22 protein-coding genes and 1 tRNA gene are annotated in these 21,733 nt (G+C 63.1%); 10 read left to right on the forward strand and 13 right to left on the reverse strand.

The annotated features are described in order from the left end of the window. From BSIN_RS20760 to BSIN_RS20775, 4 genes are all read left to right on the forward strand, one after another. Positions 1-682: DUF3426 domain-containing protein (locus BSIN_RS20760; RefSeq protein WP_143757506.1), on the forward strand; the 682-nt coding region annotated here is incomplete at its 5' end. Between the two features lie 78 nt (positions 683-760). Next, on the forward strand, positions 761-1,264 hold the full coding sequence (gene tpx, locus BSIN_RS20765; RefSeq protein WP_089341835.1) for a thiol peroxidase: 504 nt from the start codon (positions 761-763) through the stop codon (positions 1,262-1,264). A gap of 92 nt (positions 1,265-1,356) precedes the next feature. Beyond that, positions 1,357-2,295, forward strand: coding sequence for a carbohydrate kinase family protein (locus BSIN_RS20770; protein ID WP_059515833.1), 939 nt, complete (start codon positions 1,357-1,359; stop codon positions 2,293-2,295). A gap of 23 nt (positions 2,296-2,318) precedes the next feature. Beyond that, the gene (locus BSIN_RS20775) at positions 2,319-2,789 is read left to right on the forward strand and encodes an outer membrane lipoprotein (RefSeq protein ID WP_069233762.1); all 471 of its coding nucleotides are present in this window, start codon (positions 2,319-2,321) and stop codon (positions 2,787-2,789) included. Between the two features lie 228 nt (positions 2,790-3,017). On the opposite strand, the gene BSIN_RS20780 is transcribed toward BSIN_RS20775, so the two are convergent. The 7 genes from BSIN_RS20780 to BSIN_RS20815 form a co-directional block, all read right to left on the reverse strand. Beyond that, the gene (locus BSIN_RS20780; protein ID WP_059516098.1) at positions 3,018-3,605 is read right to left on the reverse strand and encodes a histone H1-like DNA-binding protein; all 588 of its coding nucleotides are present in this window, start codon (positions 3,603-3,605) and stop codon (positions 3,018-3,020) included. 28 nt (positions 3,606-3,633) lie between these two features. Next, complete coding sequence (locus BSIN_RS20785) at positions 3,634-3,960, reverse strand: hypothetical protein (protein ID WP_089341836.1); 327 nt, start codon at positions 3,958-3,960, stop codon at positions 3,634-3,636. Between the two features lie 76 nt (positions 3,961-4,036). Then, complete coding sequence (locus BSIN_RS20790) at positions 4,037-5,263, reverse strand: ribonucleotide-diphosphate reductase subunit beta (RefSeq protein WP_059515828.1); 1,227 nt, start codon at positions 5,261-5,263, stop codon at positions 4,037-4,039. A 369-nt stretch (positions 5,264-5,632) separates the two neighbouring features. Beyond that, on the reverse strand, positions 5,633-8,620 hold the full coding sequence (locus tag BSIN_RS20800) for a ribonucleoside-diphosphate reductase subunit alpha (protein ID WP_089341837.1): 2,988 nt from the start codon (positions 8,618-8,620) through the stop codon (positions 5,633-5,635). A gap of 306 nt (positions 8,621-8,926) precedes the next feature. Beyond that, positions 8,927-9,517 (reverse strand): 1,6-anhydro-N-acetylmuramyl-L-alanine amidase AmpD, encoded by a 591-nt coding sequence (gene ampD / locus BSIN_RS20805; RefSeq protein WP_089341838.1) that lies wholly within the window; start codon positions 9,515-9,517, stop codon positions 8,927-8,929. After that, entirely contained in the window at positions 9,514-9,750 is a 237-nt protein-coding gene (locus BSIN_RS20810; RefSeq protein WP_089341839.1) for a hypothetical protein, read from the reverse strand. Before BSIN_RS20810 ends, ampD begins: the two co-directional genes overlap by 4 nt. A gap of 14 nt (positions 9,751-9,764) precedes the next feature. Continuing rightward, a complete protein-coding gene (locus BSIN_RS20815) occupies positions 9,765-10,652 on the reverse strand; it encodes a cytochrome C assembly family protein (protein WP_059515820.1) in 888 nt (295 codons plus the stop codon). 86 nt (positions 10,653-10,738) lie between these two features. Between BSIN_RS20815 and ffh the strand changes: the two genes are divergently transcribed. Next, the gene (gene ffh / locus BSIN_RS20820) at positions 10,739-12,106 is read left to right on the forward strand and encodes a signal recognition particle protein (protein ID WP_089341840.1); all 1,368 of its coding nucleotides are present in this window, start codon (positions 10,739-10,741) and stop codon (positions 12,104-12,106) included. A gap of 103 nt (positions 12,107-12,209) precedes the next feature. Next, a complete protein-coding gene (locus tag BSIN_RS20825) occupies positions 12,210-12,761 on the forward strand; it encodes a hypoxanthine-guanine phosphoribosyltransferase (RefSeq protein ID WP_059515816.1) in 552 nt (183 codons plus the stop codon). Between the two features lie 241 nt (positions 12,762-13,002). On the opposite strand, the gene BSIN_RS20830 is transcribed toward BSIN_RS20825, so the two are convergent. Together BSIN_RS20830 and BSIN_RS20835 are read right to left on the reverse strand one after the other, a co-directional pair. Continuing rightward, positions 13,003-13,605: a MarC family protein gene (locus BSIN_RS20830; RefSeq protein ID WP_059515815.1), complete on the reverse strand. Its 603-nt coding sequence runs from the start codon at positions 13,603-13,605 to the stop codon at positions 13,003-13,005. A gap of 18 nt (positions 13,606-13,623) precedes the next feature. Beyond that, positions 13,624-15,360 carry a proline--tRNA ligase gene (locus tag BSIN_RS20835; RefSeq protein WP_089341841.1) on the reverse strand — a complete coding sequence of 579 codons (1,737 nt, stop codon included), beginning with the start codon at positions 15,358-15,360 and terminating at the stop codon, positions 13,624-13,626. Between the two features lie 217 nt (positions 15,361-15,577). On the opposite strand from BSIN_RS20835, the gene BSIN_RS20845 reads away from it, so the two are divergent. Continuing rightward, positions 15,578-16,228: an RNA pyrophosphohydrolase gene (locus BSIN_RS20845; RefSeq protein WP_059515811.1), complete on the forward strand. Its 651-nt coding sequence runs from the start codon at positions 15,578-15,580 to the stop codon at positions 16,226-16,228. A gap of 82 nt (positions 16,229-16,310) precedes the next feature. Next, on the forward strand, positions 16,311-16,868 hold the full coding sequence (locus BSIN_RS20850; RefSeq protein ID WP_069233757.1) for a CNP1-like family protein: 558 nt from the start codon (positions 16,311-16,313) through the stop codon (positions 16,866-16,868). Between the two features lie 37 nt (positions 16,869-16,905). Here the strand turns inward: BSIN_RS20850 and proB are convergent, their stop codons facing one another. From proB to rplU, 4 genes are all read right to left on the reverse strand, one after another. Beyond that, positions 16,906-18,024 carry a glutamate 5-kinase gene (gene proB / locus BSIN_RS20855; protein WP_089341842.1) on the reverse strand — a complete coding sequence of 373 codons (1,119 nt, stop codon included), beginning with the start codon at positions 18,022-18,024 and terminating at the stop codon, positions 16,906-16,908. Positions 18,025-18,149: 125 nt separating this feature from the next. Continuing rightward, positions 18,150-19,304 (reverse strand): Obg family GTPase CgtA, encoded by a 1,155-nt coding sequence (gene cgtA / locus BSIN_RS20860; protein ID WP_059515805.1) that lies wholly within the window; start codon positions 19,302-19,304, stop codon positions 18,150-18,152. A 181-nt stretch (positions 19,305-19,485) separates the two neighbouring features. Continuing rightward, complete coding sequence (gene rpmA / locus BSIN_RS20865) at positions 19,486-19,749, reverse strand: 50S ribosomal protein L27 (protein ID WP_006400419.1); 264 nt, start codon at positions 19,747-19,749, stop codon at positions 19,486-19,488. Between the two features lie 24 nt (positions 19,750-19,773). After that, entirely contained in the window at positions 19,774-20,085 is a 312-nt protein-coding gene (gene rplU, locus BSIN_RS20870) for a 50S ribosomal protein L21 (RefSeq protein WP_006025184.1), read from the reverse strand. A gap of 221 nt (positions 20,086-20,306) precedes the next feature. Here rplU and BSIN_RS20875 point away from each other — a divergent pair, with 221 nt between their 5' ends. Both BSIN_RS20875 and BSIN_RS20880 read left to right on the forward strand, forming a co-directional pair. Beyond that, positions 20,307-21,299: a polyprenyl synthetase family protein gene (locus BSIN_RS20875; protein WP_089341843.1), complete on the forward strand. Its 993-nt coding sequence runs from the start codon at positions 20,307-20,309 to the stop codon at positions 21,297-21,299. A 40-nt stretch (positions 21,300-21,339) separates the two neighbouring features. Beyond that, positions 21,340-21,416 (forward strand) — tRNA-Pro (locus BSIN_RS20880). Positions 21,417-21,733: the final 317 nt, after the last annotated feature.

Consider the following 21,733-nt stretch of genomic DNA (forward strand, 5'->3'; position numbering starts at 1 on the left):
GCCCCCGCACCCGATCGAGCCCGTGCCCGTATCGTCCGCTGCGGCATCGGCGCCGTCCGCACCGGCCGGCGCACATCCCGGCCGCGAGCCGCATTTCAGCGCGCCCGCCGCCGCAACGGCCGAACCGTTCGCGGCATCGCCCGAGCCCGACAATCGCGAACACTTCGCGCTCACCCGCGAGACTCGCACCGGCGCGATGCGCGGCAACTTCGCGCATGCATTCGGCGTCGCCGCCGCCATCGCGCTCGCCGCGCTGCTCGTCGCGCAGATCGCCTGGTGGCAACGCGAAACGCTGATGATCTACTGGCCCTCGACGCAACCGCTCTTCAGCGCGGCCTGCGCGCAGTTGGGTTGCGCCGTCACGCCGCCGCGCGCAATCGACGGCTTGCGGCTCGATGCGTCGGACTTGCGCCAGCTCGACGGCCCCCAGACGCTCGAGCTGAAAATGCCGCTCACGAACCGTTACCGGGTTGCGCTCGCGTATCCGTCGATCGAACTGACGCTGCTCGATGAGGCGAACAACATCACCGCGCGCCGCGTGCTCGCCCCGCTCGACTATGCACGCCCCGGCACGCCCATCGAAGCGGGTCTGCCCGCCGGCACAACGCAGACGATGGTCGTCAAGATCGAGACCGCCGGTGTGGCCGCATCGAATTTTCGCGTGCAGATTTTTTATCCGTAACGCAACACGGCGCGCCGCCCGCGGCGCGACACCCGTCAACCCGTGCGCCGCTACGGCGCACATATTTGGAGTACGAACATGAGCAAAGTGACGCTGGGTGGCAATCCGATCGACATCGCCGGCACGTTCCCGTCCGTCGGCTCGCAATCGCCCGACTTCAAGCTGGTCGGCAAGGATCTCGCCGATCTGACGCTGGCGAGCTTCGCCGGCAAGCGCAAGGTGCTGAACATCGTCCCGAGCCTCGACACGCCGACTTGCGCGACGTCGACCCGCAAATTCAACGAAGCGGCAAGCAAGCTCGACAACACGGTCGTCATCGTCGTCTCGGCGGACCTGCCGTTCGCGGCGTCCCGCTTCTGCACGACCGAGGGCCTCGCGAACGTCGTCACCGCGTCGACGTTCCGCGGCGGCCGTGCGTTCGCCAACGCATACGGCGTGGACGTGACGAGCGGCCCGCTGAACGGCCTGACCGCACGCGCCGTCGTCGTGCTCGACGAGCAGGACAAAGTCACGCATGCCGAACTCGTCGGTGAGATCAAGAACGAGCCGAACTACGACGCGGCGCTCGCCGTACTGAAATAAGCGTCGCCGAACGGCCACGCGCCGCCCGCACGCGCACTGCGTGCGCCGGCGCGTGAGCACGCCCGTCCACCTCTCTCACAGGAACGCCCAACTTGGCTACGCTGATCTGCGGCTCGATTGCCTACGACAACATCATGACCTTCCAGGGGCGCTTTCGCGAGCACCTCCTGCCCGACCAGCTGCATCTCATCAACCTGAGCTTTCTCGTGCCGACGATGCGCCGCGAATTCGGCGGCTGCGCGAGCAACATCGCATATGCACTGCATCTGCTGGGCGGCGATGCGCGGATGATGGGCACGCTCGGCGCGATCGACGCTCAGCCGTACCTCGAGCGCCTCGACGCACTCGGTCTGTCGCGCGAATACGTCCGGGTACTGCCGGATACGTATACCGCGCAGGCGATGATCACGGCCGATCTCGACAACAATCAGATCGCCGCATTCCACCCCGGCGCGATGATGCAATCGCACGTGAATCACGCCGGCGAAGCCCGCGACATCAAACTCGCGATCGTCGCGCCGGACGGCTTCGAAGGGATGATCCAGCATACGGAGGAACTCGCGAAGGCCGGCGTGCCGTTCATCTTCGATCCGGGCCAGGGTTTGCCCCTTTTTGACGGTGCGACGCTGCGTCGCAGCATTGAACTTGCGACGTATGTCGCTGTCAACGATTACGAAGCCAAGCTGGTGTCCGACAAAACAGGCTGGTCCGAAGACGAAATCGCCAGCCGGGTCCAGGCGCTCATCATCACGCGCGGCGAGCATGGCTCGACGATCCGCCATCGCGATGGCGAAGAGCAGATTCCCTCCGTTCCTGCCGAGCGCATCGTCGATCCGACGGGCTGCGGCGACGCATTCCGCGGCGGCTTGCTGTACGGCATCGAGCAAGGCTTCGATTGGGCGACGACGGGGCGCCTCGCCAGCTTGATGGGCTCGCTGAAAATCGCCCATCAGGGCCCGCAGACTTATACGCCGACCCGCGACGAAATCGATGCACGCTTCGCGGCAGCGTTCGGCTATAGCCTGAAGTGAAATTCGTTTGGAGAAGATGAAACATGTTGACCAGGAAAAACCTCACGCTCGCCGCGATGCTGACTGCTGCGGTAACGCTCGCGGGCTGCTACACGCCGGGCTCGGCCGACGTGTATAGCGCCGGCCAGGCGCAACGGGAACAAACCGTCCGGATGGGTACGGTCGAGAGCGTGCGCGCGGTTCGGATCCAGGGCGACGGCGGCGGCTCGGCGCTCGGCACGGTTGGCGGCGGCGCGCTCGGCGCCGTGGCCGGCAGCGCGATCGGCGGCGGCAAGGGCTCCATCCTTACCGCCATCGCGGGCGGCCTCGCGGGTGCCGTCGCGGGCAACGCAATCGGCCAGGGCATGAGCAATGCGAACGGTGTCGAAATCACGGTGCGCCTCGATAACGGCGATCTGCGCTCGATCACGCAGGCTGCGACAGCCGAGGTGTTCCGCGCGGGCGACCGCGTGCGTCTGCTGTCGAGCAGCGGCGTCACCCGCGTCACGCACTGACGGGCCTGCGTCGCGCCCTGCCGCGGCAAGCGGCAGCGGCGGCAATCCGGGCTAAGAACGCATGCGCTTAACGCGCATGCGTTTTTTTTGCGCATGCTCGTCTTCGCCGCTGGGCAACCGGCCAATAAAAATCCCGCCACCGACAAAGCCGGTGGCGGGATTTGATCGAGTAGCCTTACTCGATCCAGCAAGACACAACGAGTGTGTCCGATTTTAGTGCAGCAGGTGTTACGGACGGCTGCCGGTCGGGAACGGCCACGCCGCTGCCGGGTTGAGCGCCGTCTTCACGCCCGATGCCGGAGCAACCGATGCCGTCGACGCAGTGGTGGCCGGCGCAGCCTTCTTCACGACCGCCTTTTTCGCAGCTTTCTTCGCCGGCGCGGCTTTCTTCGCAGCAGGCGCAGCCTTCTTCGCAGCGGGAGCGGCCTTCTTCGCCGGTGCAGCCTTCTTCGCCGCAACCTTCTTTACCGCGACCTTCTTCGCTGCGACTTTCTTAGCCGCCACCTTCTTCACCGCGACTTTCTTCGCCGCAACCTTCTTTGCCGGCGCCTTCTTAGCCGCCACCTTCTTCACCGCGACCTTCTTCGCTGCGACTTTCTTAGCCGCAACCTTCTTTACCGCAACCTTCTTCGCAGCGACCTTCTTTGCCGCGACTTTCTTCGCCGGCGCCTTCTTAGCCGCGACCTTCTTAGCTGCTACCTTCTTCACCGCGACCTTCTTCACAGCGGCTTTCTTCACCGGCGCGGCGGCTTTCTTCGCTGCGGGCTTCTTAGCGGCGGCCTTCTTGGCGGCCGGTTTCTTCTTGGCAAGTGCCATCATGTTCTCCTTCAGGTTCAGATGAGAGTCAGTTCAAACTACACCCTTCGTCAAAACCCGCTTCCCGCGGACGTTTATTAGGACGTGCGCTACGAAGCGGGCTATTCATCGGCGTACGCGGTCGACGCATGCTTACGCTAATGAATACGGTATGGCGTGCGGTGCCCACCGGCATCGCACGCCAAATCAAGTCGGTGGCAGGCGCACCCTTCGCCGCCACCCCTAATCGCTTGATCGAGCCGGCGGCGGTGCAGCCGCCGGCTTTTCGCGGAGGGAAGTTTGCCCATCCCACTGAAGGGTTCGCAAAGTGCCTGTCGTATACGTGGGCCCTTGGGGCACCGGACATGCTTTGCATCAGGCGTTCTTGCTCCTAAACCTTGTGCCGGGCGCAACGCCCGGCTCTAAATATCGTCATTCGCCGGCGCGTCGGGTCATTCCCACGACAGCGCGCCGCCCGTCTGATACTCGATTACCCGCGTCTCGAAGAAGTTGCGTTCCTTCTTCAGATCGATCATCTCGCTCATCCACGGGAACGGATTCTCCTCGTTCGGGAATAGCGGATCGAGGCCGATCTGCTGGCAACGGCGGTTGCAGATGAAGCGCAGGTAACTCTTGAACATCGACGCGTTCAGGCCCAGCACGCCACGCGGCATCGTGTCCTCCGCGTAGCGGTACTCGAGATCGACCGCATGCTTGAACAGCTCGCGGATCTCGGCGCGGAACTCGGCTGTCCACAAGTGCGGGTTCTCGAGCTTGATCTGGTTGATCAGGTCGATCCCGAAATTGCAGTGCATCGACTCGTCGCGGAGGATGTATTGGTATTGCTCCGCCGCGCCGGTCATCTTGTTCTGCCGGCCGAGTGCCAAGATCTGCGTAAAACCGACGTAGAAAAAGAGCCCTTCCATGATGCACGCGAACACGATCAGCGACTTGAGCAGCTTTTGATCGGCCTCCAGCGTGCCGGTCTTGAACGCCGGATCGGTCAGCGTGTGAATGAACGGAATCAGAAATTCGTCTTTCGCGCGGATCGACGTGACTTCATGGTACGCATTGAAGATCTCGCCCTCGTCAAGGCCGAGCGATTCGACAATATATTGGTAAGCGTGCGTGTGGATCGCCTCTTCGAACGCCTGCCGCAGCAGGAATTGCCGGCATTCGGGCGCCGTGATGTGGCGGTAGGTGCCGAGCACGATGTTGTTCGCCGCGAGCGAATCGGCCGTCACGAAGAACCCGAGGTTGCGCTTGACGATGCGGCGCTCGTCCTCGGTCAGGCCGTTCGGGTCTTTCCACAGCGCGATGTCGCGGGACATGTTGATTTCCTGCGGCATCCAGTGATTCGCACAGCCGGCCAGATACTTCTCCCACGCCCATTTGTACTTGAATGGCACGAGCTGGTTGACGTCGGTCTGGCCGTTGATGATGCGCTTGTCGGCAACATTGACCCGCGCTTGCGAATCGACAGACGCTGCTTGCCCATCGGCAGCGCGAGGTGCGACAGCGAAATCGCCTGCGAAGATGTCGCGCGCCGACGAAGTTTGATGAGCGGCAGGCGCCGCGGCCTGCAATCCGACAACCATTCCTGCGGGGTCGCGCATCGCGTTTTGCTGCGCTCCGCTCGCGGGAGTTACGGCGGTCATCTCGTCATCCCAGTTGAGCATAAATTCTCACCATCAATTTAGATCGGTTTGTACCATCTTTTCCTGAGCGTTAAAAGAGTTCGCTCAGGAAAATTCCTGTTTTCGATTCGCGTTGCGACCTCGATACAACACTTTGAGCAACGCATCGTCATTCATCGCGTGTGTGATGTGTGCAGCACGTGATTCGCGACATCCATCGAAGCTCGTTCGTCGCGTCGAGCGCAACTCGAAATGTGACGCCTTCGGTGATGCGTTGATCGTGTTTCGCGTGGTCTGCAACGTGTGCGCTGCGTTACAGAATCCTTATCATTTTTTTAGTAGAGAGCGGCGCGCACTTCAACCTATATCGGTCTTGCTGCGCGCCGCGTCGTCGCTGCTACGCGCGCCGCATCACTGGCACGCTTCGCATTCGTCGAAACCGGGGTCGCCCGGGCGCATCGTGCACACCGGACCGTCCGCTTCGATCGGCGCCGCATTCAACGCGCCCGACTGCGCATCGCCGCCCGCCGCGCCAAAGCCGCCCGCGCCTTGCGCACCGCCCGCCGCGCCGCCGCCGCTCACGCCGCCGGAAGTCGGCACCGCGTTCAGCGCGCCGTGCGCGACGGTCGATTTCTCGACGTGCGTCGCCGCCATCGTGCGCAGATAGTAGGTCGTCTTCAGGCCGCGCAGCCATGCGAGCTTGTAGACCTCGTCGAGCTTCTTGCCCGACGCGCCCGCCATATAAATATTCAGCGACTGCGCCTGATCGATCCACTTCTGACGGCGCGACGCCGCCTCGACCAGCCACTTCGGATCGACTTCGAACGCGGTCGCGTAGATCGCGCGCAGGTCGGACGGAATCCGATCGATCCGCGACAGCATCCCGTCGAAGTATTTGAGATCGGCGACCATCACCTCGTCCCACAGGCCGCGCGCCTTCAGGTCGCGCACCAGGTATTCGTTGACGACCGTGAACTCGCCCGACAGGTTCGACTTCACGTACAGGTTCTGGAAGGTCGGCTCGATGCACGCCGACACGCCGATGATGTTCGAGATCGTCGCCGTCGGCGCGATCGCGACGCAGTTCGAGTTGCGCATCCCGAACGAGTCGATCCGCGCGCGCAGCGCCGGCCAGTCGAGCGTCGCGCTCGTGTCGACCTCGACGTAGCCGCCGCGGGCTTCGGTCAAGAGCTTCAGCGTGTCCTGCGGAAGGATGCCCCGGTCCCACAGCGAGCCGCGGTAGCTCGAGTAGCGGCCGCGCTCCTCGGCCAGCTCGGTCGACGCGTAGTACGCGTAGTAGCAGACCGCCTCCATCGAGCGGTCGGCGAACTCGACCGCGCCTTCCGACGCATACGGCGTGCGCAGCAGGTGCAGGCAGTCCTGGAAGCCCATGATGCCCAGGCCGACCGGCCGGTGCTTCAGGTTCGAGTTGCGCGCCTTCGGCACCGCGTAGTAATTGATGTCGATCACGTTGTCGAGCATGCGCATCGCGACGCCGATCGTGCGCTTGAGCTTGTCGTGGTCGAGCGCGTAGCTGCCGTCGGCCTGCTTCGCGAGGTGCGCGACCAGGTTCACCGAGCCCAGGTTGCAGACGGCGATCTCGCTGTCGCTCGTGTTCAGCGTGATTTCGGTGCACAGGTTCGACGAGTGGACGACGCCGACGTGCTGTTGCGGCGAACGCACATTGCACGGGTCCTTGAACGTGATCCACGGGTGGCCGGTCTCGAAAAGCATCCCGAGCATCTTGCGCCAGAGCTGCTGCGCCGGAATCCTTTTAAACAGCTTGATCTCGCCGCGCGCGACCTTGTCCTCGTAGGCCAGATAGGCCGCCTCGAACTCGGCGCCGAACTTGTCGTGCAGATCCGGGCAGGTCGACGGCGAGAACAGCGTCCAGTCCGCGCCTTCCATCACGCGCTTCATGAACAGGTCGGGAATCCAGTTCGCCGTGTTCATGTCGTGCGTGCGGCGGCGATCGTCGCCGGTGTTCTTGCGCAGTTCGAGGAATTCCTCGATGTCGAGGTGCCACGATTCCAGGTACGCGCAGACCGCGCCCTTGCGCTTGCCGCCTTGGTTCACTGCGACGGCCGTATCGTTGACGACCTTCAGGAACGGCACGACGCCCTGCGACTTGCCGTTCGTGCCCTTGATATGCGAACCGAGCGCGCGCACGCGGGTCCAGTCGTTGCCGAGGCCGCCCGCGAACTTCGACAGCAGCGCGTTTTCCTTCAGCGCTTCATAAATACCGTCGAGATCGTCGGCAACCGTCGTCAGATAGCACGACGACAATTGCGAGCGGCGGGTGCCCGAGTTGAACAGCGTCGGCGTCGAACTCATGAAATCGAAGCTCGACAGCACGTTGTAAAACTCGATCGCGCGCGCCTCGCGGTCGATCTCGTTGAGCGCAAGGCCCATCGCGACGCGCATGAAGAACGCCTGCGGCATTTCGATGCGCGTGCCGTCGACATGCAGGAAGTAGCGGTCGTACAACGTTTGCAGGCCGAGGTAGCCGAATTGCAGGTCGCGGTTCGCGTCGAGCGCCTCGCCCAGGCGCTTCAGGTCGAACTGCAACAGCTTGTCGTCGAGCAGCTCGGCTTGGACGCCGCGCTTGATGAACTGCGGGAAATATTCGACGTAGCGCGTTTCCATTTCCGCCTGCGTCACTTCCTCGCCGAGAATTTCGCGTCGAATCGTGTGCAGCAGGATGCGCGCCGTGACCTGACTGTACGCCGGGTCCTTCTCGATCATCGTCCGCGCCGCCAGGATCGCCGAATCGTAGACCTGGGTCATCGGCACGCCGTCGTACAGGTTCTTCACCGTCTCCGCGACGATCGGCTCGGCGCTCACCGCATCGCCAAGCCCTGCGCACGCAGATACGACGAGCGCGCGCAGCGCGTTCAGGTCGAGCGGCCGGGTGACGCCGTTGTCCGTCACGTTGATGCCGCTGCCCCCTTCGTGCGCGTCGGCCGCCGCTTCGCTCTCGTGGGCGCGCTCGAGGTGGCGCTTCTCGCGGTACAGCACGTAAGCGCGCGCGACGTTGTGCTCGCCGCCGCGCATCAGCGCAAGCTCGACCTGATCCTGGATATCCTCGATATGGAACGTGCCGCCGTTCGGGCGGCTGCGCACGAGCGCGCGCACGACGGATTGCGTCAATTGCTCGACGAGTTCGCGCACGCGAGCCGACGCGGCACCTTGCCCGCCGTTGACGGCAAGAAACGCCTTCGTTACCGCGATCGCGATCTTCGTCGGCTCGAACGCCACCACGCTGCCATTGCGGCGGATCACCTTGTAATCGGCATACGTCGTCTGCGGCGCGAGCGCCGGCGCGCCTTGTGCGCTCCCGGCAAAAGAACGGCTCGCCGCGCCCTCGAATTGGGGCGTCGCGTTGTCGGTGGTTTGCATGGGCAAAGCTCCTGGTGTTGGGTGGTGCGAAAGGAGGTGTGGACGCAGCGCGCCGGATCGATCGCCGGATGCGCTGCACGAAGAATGTCGCGTTCGGCATGGCCGCCGGACGCCGCCGGGGGTCAAAATGCCCCCGATCGACACACTATATCTAGTGCAGTGCTGCTTGATTGGCACCAAGTATAGTGGAGGCATGCGGTAGCGCAAACGAAAAAATTTGCGCGGGACGTATTGACAAGCGCGTTATCGCAGACAGGGCAAGGAAAGAGGCAAGCCGGCGCGCGCGAAAAATTTCGACGCGTGGGCTCAGCGCGGCTGATAGGGAAAACGCTGCGCCGCAAAGCCGGCGGCGGCGGCAAAACGCCGCCAGTCGAAGTGCGGCCCTGGATCGGTCTTGCGCGTGGGCGCGATGTCCGCATGCCCGGCGAACGCGTCGATTGGATACCGGGCGACGAGCGCGAGCGACAGTGCAGCGAGCGTCGCGTATTGCCGCTCGTCGAATGCAACGTCGTCCGTACCCTCGAGTTCGATGCCGATCGAAAAATCGTTGCAACGCTCCCGGCCGAGGAAGCTCGATGCGCCCGCGTGCCACGCACGCGCGTCACACGACGCGAACTGGATCAGCACGCCGTCGCGCCGGATCAGAAAGTGCGCGGATACCCGCACGCCGCGCAGATGCGCGTCATAAAAAGGATGCGCGTCGCAATCGAGACGATTCTGGAACAGTTCGACGATCGCGTCGCCGCCGAACTCGCCGGGCGGCAGGCTGATGTTGTGGATCACGACGAGCGTCGGCATGACGCCCGCGGGCCGCTCGTCGACGTTCGGCGATGGTTCGCGCCGCGCGCCGGCCACCCAGCCGCCGGCATCGACCACCCAGCGCGACGCGTCGCTCATGACCGGCCGCGGCGGTTTGCGTGCGCGGCGTGACGCGCCGCGTGCTCCGGGCTGCAGAAATAGTCGCCGCCCGCCGCGCCGCCGGATGCCGTGCCGGGGCCGTCGAAACCGCCCGGGAACGGCGCGCGCGCGTTTCCGGGGAACGAGCCGCCGCGCGTCTGCACTTGGCGAATCTTTCTCGCGAGCCACGAACTCGCGAAAAACAACAGAATCAGGAGAAGGATTTGTCGCATCGAAAATCAGGCCATCAAACCACGGAACGGTGCAGCAGCACCTCGAGAACGAAACGGCTGCCGACATACGCAAGCAACAGCGCGACGAACGACGCCAGCACCCAGCGCGCGGCACCGCGGCCGCGCCAGCCGGATGTCTGGTGCGCCACGATGAGCCCGCCGAACATCAGCCAGGACAGCACCGCGAACACGGTCTTGTGATCGAGCTTGAGCGCCGGCGCGCCGATCTGCTCACTGAACAGGATGCCGGACACCAGCGTGAGCGTGAGCAGCACGAAACCCGCGCCGATCAGCCTGAACAGCAGCTTCTCGAGCGTGAGCAGCGGAGGCAGGGTATCGAGCCAGCCTGCAATCCAGCCGGCCGAGTCGCGCTGCAACGTGTGCAAGCGCCGTTCGACCATCAGCATCAGCACGGCATGCAGCGCGGCGATCGCAAAAAGACCATACGCGACATTCGCAATCAGGAAGTGCGCCTTGAAAAGCGGCGACGCAGCATACGGCAGCACGCGCACGCCGCCGAACACCAGCGGCAACAGCGACGCGACGCATGCAAGCGGCAGCACCAGCAGCCGCATCCCGTCGAGCGGAAAAAAGAAGCTCTCGATCCAGTAGATACCCGCGCCCAGCCAAAACATGGCCGACAACGCGAACGCGAAGCCGAACAACATCGCATCGCGCGGGAAGATCGTCATGTGCAGCAGCACCCCATGCGCGAGCAACGCGGCGCCCAGCAGCACGCGTCCGAATCCGCCGATCCCGGCGGCGGCAGGCTCGCGAGCCTGCGCGCCGACGGCAGGTCCGCTCACGACGAGCGGCTGCGCGCCGGCATGGCGCGCCCGCCCGCCGGCCACGGCGAGACCGGCGTATAAAAGCGCGGTAAGGGCATACAGTACAATATCCATGTTCGAAGTTTACACTAGGCCCCCTGCCCGCGACGGCCGGCTTTTCGCCCGATCCGCGCCGGTGGCTTCACTGTCCATCGCTCCCCATGCTCGACAATCTCACCCAACGGATGGCGCGCGTCGTCAAGACGCTGCGCGGCGAAGCCCGGCTCACCGAGGCGAATACCCAGGAGATGCTCCGCGAAGTGCGGCTCGCGCTGCTCGAAGCCGACGTCGCGCTGCCCGTCGTGCGCGAGTTCATCGCGAAGGTCAAGGAAAAAGCGCTCGGCGAGGACGTGATCGGCAGTCTGTCGCCCGGCCAGGCGCTCGTCGGCGTGGTCCAGAAGGAACTGATTGCCGTGATCGGCGGCGACTACGAAGGCAAGGCAGCCGAACTCGATCTCGCCGTCACGCCGCCCGCGATCATCCTGATGGCCGGCCTGCAAGGCGCCGGCAAGACGACGACCGCCGGCAAGCTCGCGAAGCTGCTGCGCGAGAAATACAAAAAGAAGGTGCTCACGGTGTCGTGCGACGTCTACCGTCCGGCCGCGATCGCGCAGCTCAAGACGGTGAGCGAGCAGGTCGGCGCCGATTTCTTCCCGTCGACACCGGAGCAGAAACCCGTCGATATCGGCCTTGCCGCCGTCGATTGGGCCAAGCGCCACTACCACGACGTGCTGATCGTCGATACCGCCGGGCGTCTGGGCATCGACGAGGCGATGATGCAGGAAATCACCGCGCTGCATGCGGCGCTCAAGCCGGTGGAAACGCTCTTCGTCGTCGACGCGATGCTCGGCCAGGACGCGGTGAACACCGCGAAGGCATTCAACGACGCGCTGCCGCTCACCGGCGTCGTGCTGACGAAGCTCGACGGCGACTCGCGAGGCGGCGCGGCGCTGTCGGTGCGTCACGTGACGGGCAAGCCGATCAAGTTCGTCGGTGTCGCAGAGAAACTCGACGGCCTGGAAATTTTCCACCCGGACCGGATGGCGAACCGTATTCTCGGCATGGGCGACATCCTCGCGCTCGTCGAGGAGGCGCAGCGCGGCGTGGATGTCAAGGAAGCGCAGAAACTTGCCGACAAGGTCAAAAAAGGCGGCGATTTCGATCTGAACGACTTCCGCGCGCAAATCTCGCAGATGAAGAAGATGGGCGGGCTGTCGACGCTGATGGACAAGCTGCCCGCGCAGTTCCAGCAAGCCGCGGCGGGCGCCAACATGGGCCAGGCCGAAAAGCAGATCCGCCGGATGGAGGGCATCATCAATTCGATGACGCCCGCCGAGCGCGCGAAGCCCGAGATCATCAAGGCGACCCGCAAGCGCCGGATCGCGGCAGGCGCGGGCGTGCCGGTGCAGGAAGTCAACCGGATGCTGAATCAGTACGACCAGATGCGCACGATGATGAAAAAACTCAAAGGCGGAAACCTGCAGAAAATGATGCGCGGCATGAAAGGCATGATACCGGGCCTGCGCTGATGCGCGCTGCCCGGCGCACGGGTTTATGCTATTTGCCATGTGCGGGCGCGTGTCGCCCGCGTCCGTTTTACCCTAGTCCGTCCCCGACCGCTCGTCCGAACCCATGAATCGCGAAGAAGCCCTCCATATTTTCAAACACTCCGAAGAGATCGTCTCGGCCGACGCGGTCAGAGCGTCGATCGGCAAGATGGCCGACGACATCCGTGCGCAGATCGGCGACGCGTTTCCGCTCGTGCTGTCGGTAATGGGCGGCGCGGCGGTGTTCACGGGGATGCTGTTGCCGCACCTCGATTTTCCGCTCGAGTTCGATTACATCCACCTGACTCGCTACCGCAACACGACGCAAGGCAGCCCGGAAATGCATTGGCGGGTTGCGCCGCGCGAATCGGTGAAGGACCGGATCGTGCTCGTGCTCGACGACATCCTCGACGAAGGCGAAACGATGGCCGCGATCCGCGACCGCCTGCTCGAGATGGGTGCGCAGCAATTCCTGTCCGCCGTGCTGTGCGAGAAGATTCTGACGAAATCGAAGCCGCTGCATCCGGACTTCTGCGGCTTTACGGTGCCGGATCGCTATGTATTCGGCTGCGGGATGGACGCGAAAGGCTACTGGCGCAACCTGCCGGCGATCCGCGCGCTCACTGCCGGCGCGTGAGCGACGTTGCCGCGTGCTCGAAAGGCGCCGGCCCGATAAGCGGTTTAAGCGCGGCTTAAGCGGGCCGCCTCAAACGGGCCGCAATCGGCGCAAACGCCATTGAACCGCCGCTCCCTCGAAACGGCGCCGAACGCTTCCCCAAAAAGCGGCTTCGCATTTCTCGCGAAGCCGTTTTTTTTCGCCCATCGCCCGCGTCGTTCCGGACGATCAGACTGGCCGCCGCTCATCCGGCCATTGGCCGCTACAACTGGTGCACGAACACCCGGACGCCCGCCATCATCATCTCGACCGAAATCGCCACGAGCACAAGCCCCATCAACCGCTCGAACGCCATCACCGTCCGCTCGCCCAGCCACTGCTGAATTCGTTCGGCCATCACGAGCGTGACCGCGCAGACGAGCATCGTCACCGTCAGCGCGCCCGCCCATTCGAGCGTCTTGCCGGGAGCCTGCGAAGTCAGCAGCATCACCGTCGCAAGCGCCGACGGCCCCGCCAACGCAGGAATCGCGAGCGGCACGATGAACGGCTCGCCGCCCGCACGCGGATCATTGCCGAGCGCGCCGTCCGGATGCGGGAAAATCATCCGCAGTGCGATCAGAAACAGCACGATCCCGCCGCCGATCCGCAGCGACAAGTCCGTCAGGCTCATCATCCGCAAAAAGCGATCGCCCACGATCATGAAAAACAGCAGGATCACGAACGCGATCGCCACTTCTCGCAGGATCACCTTCACGCGCCGCTCGCCCGGCACGTCCTTGAGCGCGGCAATGAAAAGCGGGATGTTGCCGAGCGGATCGGTGATCAGGATGAGGAGCACCGTTGCCGACAGAAAATTCGACTCCAACGCGCGCCCCCTTGGCCGTCAGCGAGCGAGCGCCGCGCGCACCTTATCCGCGACCGCCGATGCGGCCGTGTCGGCCGGCAACAGCGTCGCTTCGGTGTCGCGCCGGCCCTGATACTCGAGCTTGCCTTCCTTCAACCCGCGCTCGCCGATCACGAGACGATGCGGCACGCCGATCAGTTCCCAGTCCGCGAACATCACGCCCGGACGCTCGCCGCGATCGTCGAGGATCACGTCGATGCCCGCTGCCGTCAGTTCCGCATACAGCTTATCGGCCGCTTCGCGCACGGCATCGCTACGGTCATAGCCCATCGGGCACAGCACAACCTCGAACGGCGCAATCGCCTCGGGCCAGATGATGCCCTTGTCGTCGAAATTCTGCTCGATCGCCGCGCCGAGAATCCGCGTAATGCCGATCCCGTAGCAACCCATCATCATCGGCTGCGTCTTGCCAGCCTCATCGATGAACGTCGCGCCCATCGCCTCGGAATACTTCGTGCCGAGCTGAAACACGTGTCCGACCTCGATCCCGCGACAGATGTCGAGCACGCCCTTGCCGTCCGGCGACGGATCGCCCGCCTTTGCGTTGCGGATATCGGCGATGACCGGCTCCGGCAGATCGCGGCCCCAATTCACGCCAGCAATGTGATAGTCGACCTCGTTCGCGCCGACGACAAAATCGCTCATGTTCGCCACCGTGCGATCGGCGACGACGCGCACCGGCTTCTTCGTGCCGATCGGGCCAAGATAGCCGGGCGGCGTGCCGAACCACTCGACGATTTCCGCCTCGGTCGCGAAGCGGTGCCCCGCGAGCCCCGGCAACTTCGACGCCTTGATCTCGTTCAAATCGTGATCGCCGCGCAGCATCAGCAGCCAAATAGTCGGCTCGGCGCCTTCGCTGTCGGTCGCAAGCACGATCGACTTGATCGTGCGTTCGAGCGGGATGTTCAGCAACGCGGCGACCGCCTCGCACTTCGCCTTGCCCGGCGTCGCCACCTTCGTCATCGCCTCAACGGGCGCCGCGCGGCTCGTGATGAGCGGCAGCGCCTCGGCCGCCTCGACGTTCGCCGCGAAATCCGACGTCGCGCAATAGGCGAGCGCGTCCTCGCCGGTATCGGCGATCACGTGGAATTCATGCGAGCCGCTGCCGCCGATCGAACCGTTGTCGGCCGCGACCGCGCGAAACTCGAGGCCGATGCGCGTGAAGATCCGCACGTAGGCGTCATACATCTTCTTGTACGACGCTTTCAGGCTGTCCGCGTCCTTATCGAACGAATACGCATCCTTCATGATGAATTCGCGCCCGCGCATCACGCCGAAGCGCGGACGAATCTCGTCGCGGAATTTCGTCTGGATCTGGTAGAAATTCACCGGCATCTGCCGATAGCTCTTGATCTGGTTGCGCGCGATATCGGTGACGACTTCCTCGTGCGTCGGTCCGATCACGAAATCGTTCTGCTTACGATCCTTGATACGCAGCAGCTCCGGACCATATTGCTCCCAGCGCCCGGACTCCTGCCACAGCTCGGCCGGCTGCACGGCGGGCATCAGCAATTCGATCGCGCCCGCCCGGTTCATTTCCTCGCGCACGATCGCCTCGACCTTGCGGATCGAGCGCAGGCCAATCGGCAGATAGTTGTAGATGCCGCCAGCCACGCGACGGATCATGCCGGCGCGCACCATCAACTTGTGGCTGACGATTTCGGCGTCGGCAGGCGCTTCCTTCAGGGTGCCGATAAAGAAACGAGAGGCTTTCATGCGAACGGTTCCGATGGCGGCGGCCAACGCGGGCCGCCGGAAAAAGTCTAAAAGTGGATGAACGACTGCGCACGGCATTAAGCGGCGCAGATGACATAGCAGACAAATCGGGGACAGTATAGATGACGCACCTCGCCCGGATTCGCTCCGTTCCGGTGCGCGGCGCCCGTTATCTGTTTATAATCAAAGCAATTTTAAAGGATTCGAAGGTGGTTGTATGCTGGATCGTGAAGGCTTTCGCCCGAACGTCGGCATCATCCTCTTGAACGCGCACAACGAGGTGTTTTGGGGCAAACGGCTTCGCGAGCATTCCTGGCAATTCCCGCAAGGGGGCATCAAGTATGGTGAAACCCCGATGCAGGCAATGTACCGAGAACTGCACGAGGAAACCGGGTTGCGTCCGGAACACGTCAAAGTCATCGGCCGCACTCGCGACTGGTTGCGTTATGAGGTGCCAGACAAGTTCATCAAACGCGAAGTACGTGGGCACTATCGCGGCCAGAAGCAGATCTGGTTCCTGCTGCGAATGGTCGGACGCGATTGCGATATCTGCCTGCGTGCGACGGATCATCCGGAATTCGACGCGTGGCGCTGGAACGAGTACTGGGTGCCGCTCGAGGCTGTGATCGAGTTCAAGCGGGATGTGTATCAGTTGGCGTTGACCGAGTTGTCGCGCTTTCTGCGCCGCCCGGCGCAGCGCGTGGACAAACCGCGTAACCCGCGCACGGTGCGCTATCCGCGCGCCGTAAACGGCTATCCGGCTGCGAGCGCGCCAGCGGCGGTTGACCCGTCCGCCGTCTGCTCGGAAATCGAGCCGGGCGCGAACGTGCTCGACGATCCCCCTCCGCGCCTGATCCTGCGCGACTGACGCGCACTCGTCTGCCGGAAATGACAAACGTTGACCGGGCGCGGCATTCAAGGATGCCGCGCTTTTTTACGAGGACCGCATATTGAAAGCGATTGCTGTTGCCGTGGCGTCGATGGCCGTGGCCGCCGTGCTGGCGGGCTGCGCCAATTCCAACACCCCGTCCAACAAGGACGATGGCGTGTTCACCTACCTGCTCGACCGCCAGCCGAATTGGACTGAAAACAAGGTCGAGACGCTGCCGCCGCTGCCGCAAACGGGCAACCTTCTGCCATTCAACGTATCGCAAAACACACCGCTGCAGTTCTTCGTCGACTCGAAATCACTCGACGTGGGCACCGACGGCATTGTGCGCTACACCATCGTCGTCACGAGTCCGAGCGGCGCGCGCAACGTCAATTACGAAGGCATTCGTTGCGACACTTACGAATGGCGTCAGTACGCAGGTTTGAATGCCGATCACGACGACTGGGACCGCACGGTCGAAACAGATTGGCGAAGAATCGAGAACGGCGAATTGAACGCCTATCGCTCGGCGCTCTATCAGGATTATTTCTGCGACAACAAGATGCCGGCGGGCCAGACTTCGACGATCCTCGACAATATCCGCCATCACCGCACGCGGCTCAGCCAAATCCGCTGAATCCCGCCGCGCGCCTCTCGTGCCGCCTGCTCCGGAATCAGGCGAGCACGAGATTGTCGCGGTGAATCAGCTCCGGCTCGAGCATGTAGCCGAGCACCGTCTCAATCTCGCCGCTCGGCTTGCGTTGGATCAGCTTCGTTTCCGCGCTGCTGTAATTGGTGATTCCGCGTGCGACCTCGCGCCCCGCACCGTCGACGCACGCAATCACTTCGCCGCGCGCGAACACGCCCTGCACGTCGATCACGCCGATCGGCAGCAGGCTCTTGCCGCCCACCGTCAGTTTATCGACCGCGCCCGAATCGATCACCACGTGCCCTCGCACCTGCAAGTGATCGGCCATCCACTGCTTGCGCGCGGCCATCCGCGCGGTACGGGCGATCAATTGGGTGCCGATAGCCTCGCCAGTAGCAAGGCGCACGAGCACATCGGATTCGCGGCCGCTCGCAATCACCGTGTTCGCCCCACTGTGGGCAGCGCGCTTCGCCGCGAGGATCTTGGTCAGCATGCCGCCGCGGCCGATGCTCGAGCCCGCTCCGCCCGCCATTGCCTCCAATTCGGGCGCACCAGCGTTCGCCTCCGCAACGAGCGTCGCACCGGAGTCCTTGCGCGGATCGGCGGTATATAGCCCGGATTGGTCGGTGAGAATGATCAGCGCGTCACCTTCGATCAGATTCGCCACGAGCGCGCCCAGCGTATCGTTGTCGCCGAACTTGATCTCATCGGTAACGACGGTGTCGTTTTCATTGATGATCGGCACGACGCCGAGCCTAAGCAGCGTGAGCAGCGTGGAACGTGCATTCAGATAACGCTCGCGATCTGCAAGATCGGCATGCGTCAGCAGAATCTGCGCGGTGCGAATGCCATGTTCGGCAAAGCGGCTCTCGTAGACTTGCGCGAGCCCCATCTGCCCGACAGCCGCCGCCGCCTGCAACTCGTCAATTTCGCGCGGCCGCTTGGTCCAGCCAAGACGCTGCATCCCTTCCGCGATCGCCCCCGAACTGACGAGCACCACCTCTTTGCCCGCGTTGCGCAGCGCGGCAATCTGCCCGGCCCAGCGGCCAATCGCCGCATGGTCGAGTCCGCGGCCGTCGTTGGTGACGAGGCTCGAACCAACCTTGACTACCAGGCGCTTCGAGTCGGCGATGATCGAACGCATCGTGCGCTATCTCCTGTGGAATGCGGCAAATCCGAATAAATGGTTCGCGAATCGTCGCGAATGGAATTGCGCGCGCCCCGAAAATCCGCCGGACAGCGCGCTCCGCCTACCGCCGAACGGCAGATTCAAGACGCGTCCGAGCCGTGCTCACGCGGCGGCTCACCGGCAACCGGCGGCAGCGTTTCGCCTACACGATCGTCCGCTGGGCCCACCTCGCGAAACCGCACGTCCGCAGCCAGATTCTCGGCCACTTCGGCACGATGCGCGTCCGAATGCTTGGCCAAGTAGTCATGGACTGCGTAGACGAGATTCTCGCAACCTTGGCCCGTCAACGCAGAGATTTCGAAAACCGGGCCCGTCCAACCGAAACGCTCGACAAAATCGGCGACGCGCGCCCGGCGGGCGTCTTCCTGCACCATGTCGAGCTTGTTCAGCACGAGCCAGCGCGGTTTCTCATACAGCGATTCGTCATATTTCCGCAGTTCGCCGACGATCGCTTTCGCTTCGGCGACGGGGTCGACGTTTTCGTCGAACGGCGCGAGATCGACGAGATGCAGAAGCAATCCCGTGCGCTGCAAATGACGCAGGAACTGATGGCCAAGGCCCGCGCCTTCCGCCGCGCCTTCAATCAGCCCCGGAATGTCCGCGATCACGAAGCTCTTGCCGGGCCCGACGCGCACGACACCCAGATTCGGCGCAAGCGTCGTGAACGGATAGTCGGCGATCTTAGGCTTCGCATTCGATACCGACGCGATGAATGTCGACTTTCCCGCATTCGGCATGCCCAGAAGACCCACATCAGCAAGCACCTTCAGTTCGAGCTTCAACATCCGGCGCTCGCCGGGCTTGCCGTCGGTCTTCTGCCGCGGCGCGCGATTCGTGCTGGACTTGAAGTGCAAATTGCCGAGGCCGCCTGCGCCGCCCTTCGCGACGAGCACCTTCTGGTCGTGCTCGGTCAGATCGGCGATCAGCTCGCCGGTGTCCATATCGGTGATCATGGTGCCGACCGGCATACGCAGCGTGATATCGTCGCCGCCCTTGCCATAGCAATCGGACCCGCGACCGTTCTCACCGTTGCGCGCCATATGCTTCTTCGCGTACCGGTAATCGATCAGTGTATTGATATTGCGATCCGCAATTACGTAGACGCTGCCGCCGCGACCACCGTCGCCGCCATCCGGCCCGCCGAACGGGACGAACTTCTCGCGCCGCATCGACGCGCTGCCATCGCCTCCATCTCCGGCGATAACCTCGATTCGCGCTTCGTCAATGAACTTCATCCGTCACTCCGTCCGGTATCCAATAATAGCTGCACGTTTTCGCTATTGTGCCGCGTGCCGTTACGCTTGACCAATCGGCCGAACGGCCAATGTCACGCCCGCGAAGCGCCGCGCGCAAAATAAAAAAGGCCCCGCTGAAACCGCGGGGCCTTTGTGGCTACGAAGCCCGTCGCGCCTGAATTCAGGCAGCAGCCGGAACGACGATGACCGTATGCTTCTTGTCCGCGCCCTTCGTCGCGAACTTCACGTGGCCGTCGACCAGCGCGAACAGGGTGTGATCCTTGCCCATGCCGACGTTCTCGCCTGCGTGCATGCGCGTGCCGCGCTGACGCACGATGATGCCGCCGGCGTTGATCGCCTGGCCGCCGTACACTTTCACGCCGAGACGTTTCGACTCGGAGTCGCGGCCGTTCCGGGACGAGCCGCCTGCCTTTTTGTGTGCCATCTGATTGCTCCTTTACCGAGGCGCTTACGCGTTGATCGCGTCGATACGCAGCTCAGTGTAGTTCTGGCGGTGGCCGCCGTGCTTTTGGTAGTGCTTCCGGCGACGCATCTTGAAGATGGTGACCTTGGCGTGACGACCGTGCGACACGACGGTGGCCTTGACGGAAGCCCCACTGACCAGCGGTGTACCGAACTTGATCGATTCACCTTCGCCCACTGCGAGAACCTGGTCGAGCGTGATTTCTGCGTCAATGTCAGCCGGTATCTGTTCTACTTTCAGTTTTTCGCCAACGGCAACCTTGTACTGCTTGCCGCCGGTTTTTATGACCGCGTACATTGAAAACCTCACTCTGGATCCATTTTTCCGCACACCGTGCACGGAAAACGCGTGATTATACATAGGGTTAGCGCTTCAGTCAAAGCAAACCGCCGAATCCCGTGTGCGCATGCATGACGCGCATCGGCCAAACGGCCAAAATACCAGCAAAAGCGCTGCACAACGACCCGGCTCGACGACGATTCGCCTTATAATCCGCGGCACTACCCATTTCCATCATCATGTCGTCGACTGCCACCCCCACCCTCAGCGCCGCCCACCTGCTCGCTCCGATCGTCAACGATATGGAGCAGGTAAATCGCGTCATCCGGCAAAGCCTCGCGTCAGACGTGCTGCTGATCAATCAGATCGCCGAATACATCATCGGCGCGGGCGGCAAACGGTTGCGGCCAGCGCTTCTGTTGCTCGTCGCGGGCGCGCTCGGCGAAAACACGAGCCATCGGCACGTGCTCGCGGCCGTCGTCGAGTTCATTCATACGGCGACGCTGCTGCACGACGATGTCGTCGACGAATCGGAATTGCGGCGCGGCCGTAAGACCGCGAATGCGCTGTTCGGCAATGCGGCGAGCGTTCTCGTCGGGGATTACCTCTACTCGCGTTCGTTCGAGATGATGGTGGGTGTCGGAAAAATGCGCGTGATGGAGATTCTGTCGGAAGCAACGACGATCATCTCCGAAGGCGAGGTGTTGCAGTTGCTGAACATGCACGATGCCGACGTCGACGAAACCCGCTACATGCAGGTGATTCGCTATAAAACCGCGAAGTTGTTCGAAGCGTCCGCGCGGCTCGGCGCCGTGCTCGCGGGCACCGACGCGCGCACGGAAGCCGCCGCGGCCGAATACGGCCGCCGGATCGGCACCGCGTTCCAGATTATGGACGATTGGCTCGACTACGCCGGCACCGCGGAATCGATGGGCAAGAACGCCGGCGATGATTTGCGCGAAGGCAAGCCGACGCTGCCTCTCATCTATTTGATCGAGCGCGGCACGCAGGAGCAGGCAGCACTCGCGCGCGAAGCAATCGAACAGGGCGGCACCGATCGGTTCGAAACGATCTTCGACGCGATCACTCGCTCGGGCGCGCTCGATCACACATTGGAATGCGCACGCCAAGAAGCTCAGGCCGCCGCCGCTGCAATTTCGTCGTTCCCCTCTTCCATTTTTAAAGAGAGCCTGCTAGAATTATGTTCTTACTCGACGTCACGCCAGTCTTGATTTGGACTAAAGTGACAGCGCAGTACGAATCGAGTCAAATCGGGGTGTAGCTTAGCCTGGTAGAGCGCTACGTTCGGGACGTAGAGGCCGGAGGTTCGAATCCTCTCACCCCGACCAGAATTCTTCAAAAGGATCAAGGAGTTATCGTCCTTTACTAACTCACTGTTCATGTCGAGTTAGAGTAAATCTCCCTTCTGGTTGTCCCAAGAATGTCCCACCTGCTTGACGGCACGTGGGATATTTTTTTATGCTGTTATTCATGGGGTCAACGCAACGGTGACCTCGCGAATCGCCTTACAAGAGGTGGCTGCGCAAATTCGGACAGCCGGATAAGTGGAACGCTCGGGGCCTGAGCCGGCGATAATGCCGGCAAAGGAACCCGGAAGATGACGAAGAGAACCCGACGGACGCACTCAGCGGCGTTCAAAGCGAAA

The organism is Burkholderia singularis (assembly GCF_900176645.1).
GTDB lineage: Bacteria > Pseudomonadota > Gammaproteobacteria > Burkholderiales > Burkholderiaceae > Burkholderia > Burkholderia singularis.

What these genes read in the sequence shown, in the direction of transcription:
- ffh (WP_089341840.1), top strand. Translation starts at nt 10,739, where the DNA reads ATGCTCGACAATCTCACCCAACGGATGGCGCGCGTCGTCAAGACGCTG.
- BSIN_RS20780 (WP_059516098.1), bottom strand. Translation starts at nt 3,605, where the DNA reads ATGGCACTTGCCAAGAAGAAACCGGCCGCCAAGAAGGCCGCCGCTAAG.
- BSIN_RS20825 (WP_059515816.1), top strand. Translation starts at nt 12,210, where the DNA reads ATGAATCGCGAAGAAGCCCTCCATATTTTCAAACACTCCGAAGAGATC.
- BSIN_RS20875 (WP_089341843.1), top strand. Translation starts at nt 20,307, where the DNA reads ATGTCGTCGACTGCCACCCCCACCCTCAGCGCCGCCCACCTGCTCGCT.
- tpx (WP_089341835.1), top strand. Translation starts at nt 761, where the DNA reads ATGAGCAAAGTGACGCTGGGTGGCAATCCGATCGACATCGCCGGCACG.
- rpmA (WP_006400419.1), bottom strand. Translation starts at nt 19,749, where the DNA reads ATGGCACACAAAAAGGCAGGCGGCTCGTCCCGGAACGGCCGCGACTCC.
- BSIN_RS20775 (WP_069233762.1), top strand. Translation starts at nt 2,319, where the DNA reads ATGTTGACCAGGAAAAACCTCACGCTCGCCGCGATGCTGACTGCTGCG.
- BSIN_RS20845 (WP_059515811.1), top strand. Translation starts at nt 15,578, where the DNA reads ATGCTGGATCGTGAAGGCTTTCGCCCGAACGTCGGCATCATCCTCTTG.
- BSIN_RS20835 (WP_089341841.1), bottom strand. Translation starts at nt 15,360, where the DNA reads ATGAAAGCCTCTCGTTTCTTTATCGGCACCCTGAAGGAAGCGCCTGCC.
- cgtA (WP_059515805.1), bottom strand. Translation starts at nt 19,304, where the DNA reads ATGAAGTTCATTGACGAAGCGCGAATCGAGGTTATCGCCGGAGATGGA.
- ampD (WP_089341838.1), bottom strand. Translation starts at nt 9,517, where the DNA reads ATGAGCGACGCGTCGCGCTGGGTGGTCGATGCCGGCGGCTGGGTGGCC.
- BSIN_RS20790 (WP_059515828.1), bottom strand. Translation starts at nt 5,263, where the DNA reads ATGCTCAACTGGGATGACGAGATGACCGCCGTAACTCCCGCGAGCGGA.
- BSIN_RS20815 (WP_059515820.1), bottom strand. Translation starts at nt 10,652, where the DNA reads ATGGATATTGTACTGTATGCCCTTACCGCGCTTTTATACGCCGGTCTC.
- BSIN_RS20810 (WP_089341839.1), bottom strand. Translation starts at nt 9,750, where the DNA reads ATGCGACAAATCCTTCTCCTGATTCTGTTGTTTTTCGCGAGTTCGTGG.
- rplU (WP_006025184.1), bottom strand. Translation starts at nt 20,085, where the DNA reads ATGTACGCGGTCATAAAAACCGGCGGCAAGCAGTACAAGGTTGCCGTT.
- BSIN_RS20785 (WP_089341836.1), bottom strand. Translation starts at nt 3,960, where the DNA reads ATGCAAAGCATGTCCGGTGCCCCAAGGGCCCACGTATACGACAGGCAC.
- proB (WP_089341842.1), bottom strand. Translation starts at nt 18,024, where the DNA reads ATGCGTTCGATCATCGCCGACTCGAAGCGCCTGGTAGTCAAGGTTGGT.
- BSIN_RS20800 (WP_089341837.1), bottom strand. Translation starts at nt 8,620, where the DNA reads ATGCAAACCACCGACAACGCGACGCCCCAATTCGAGGGCGCGGCGAGC.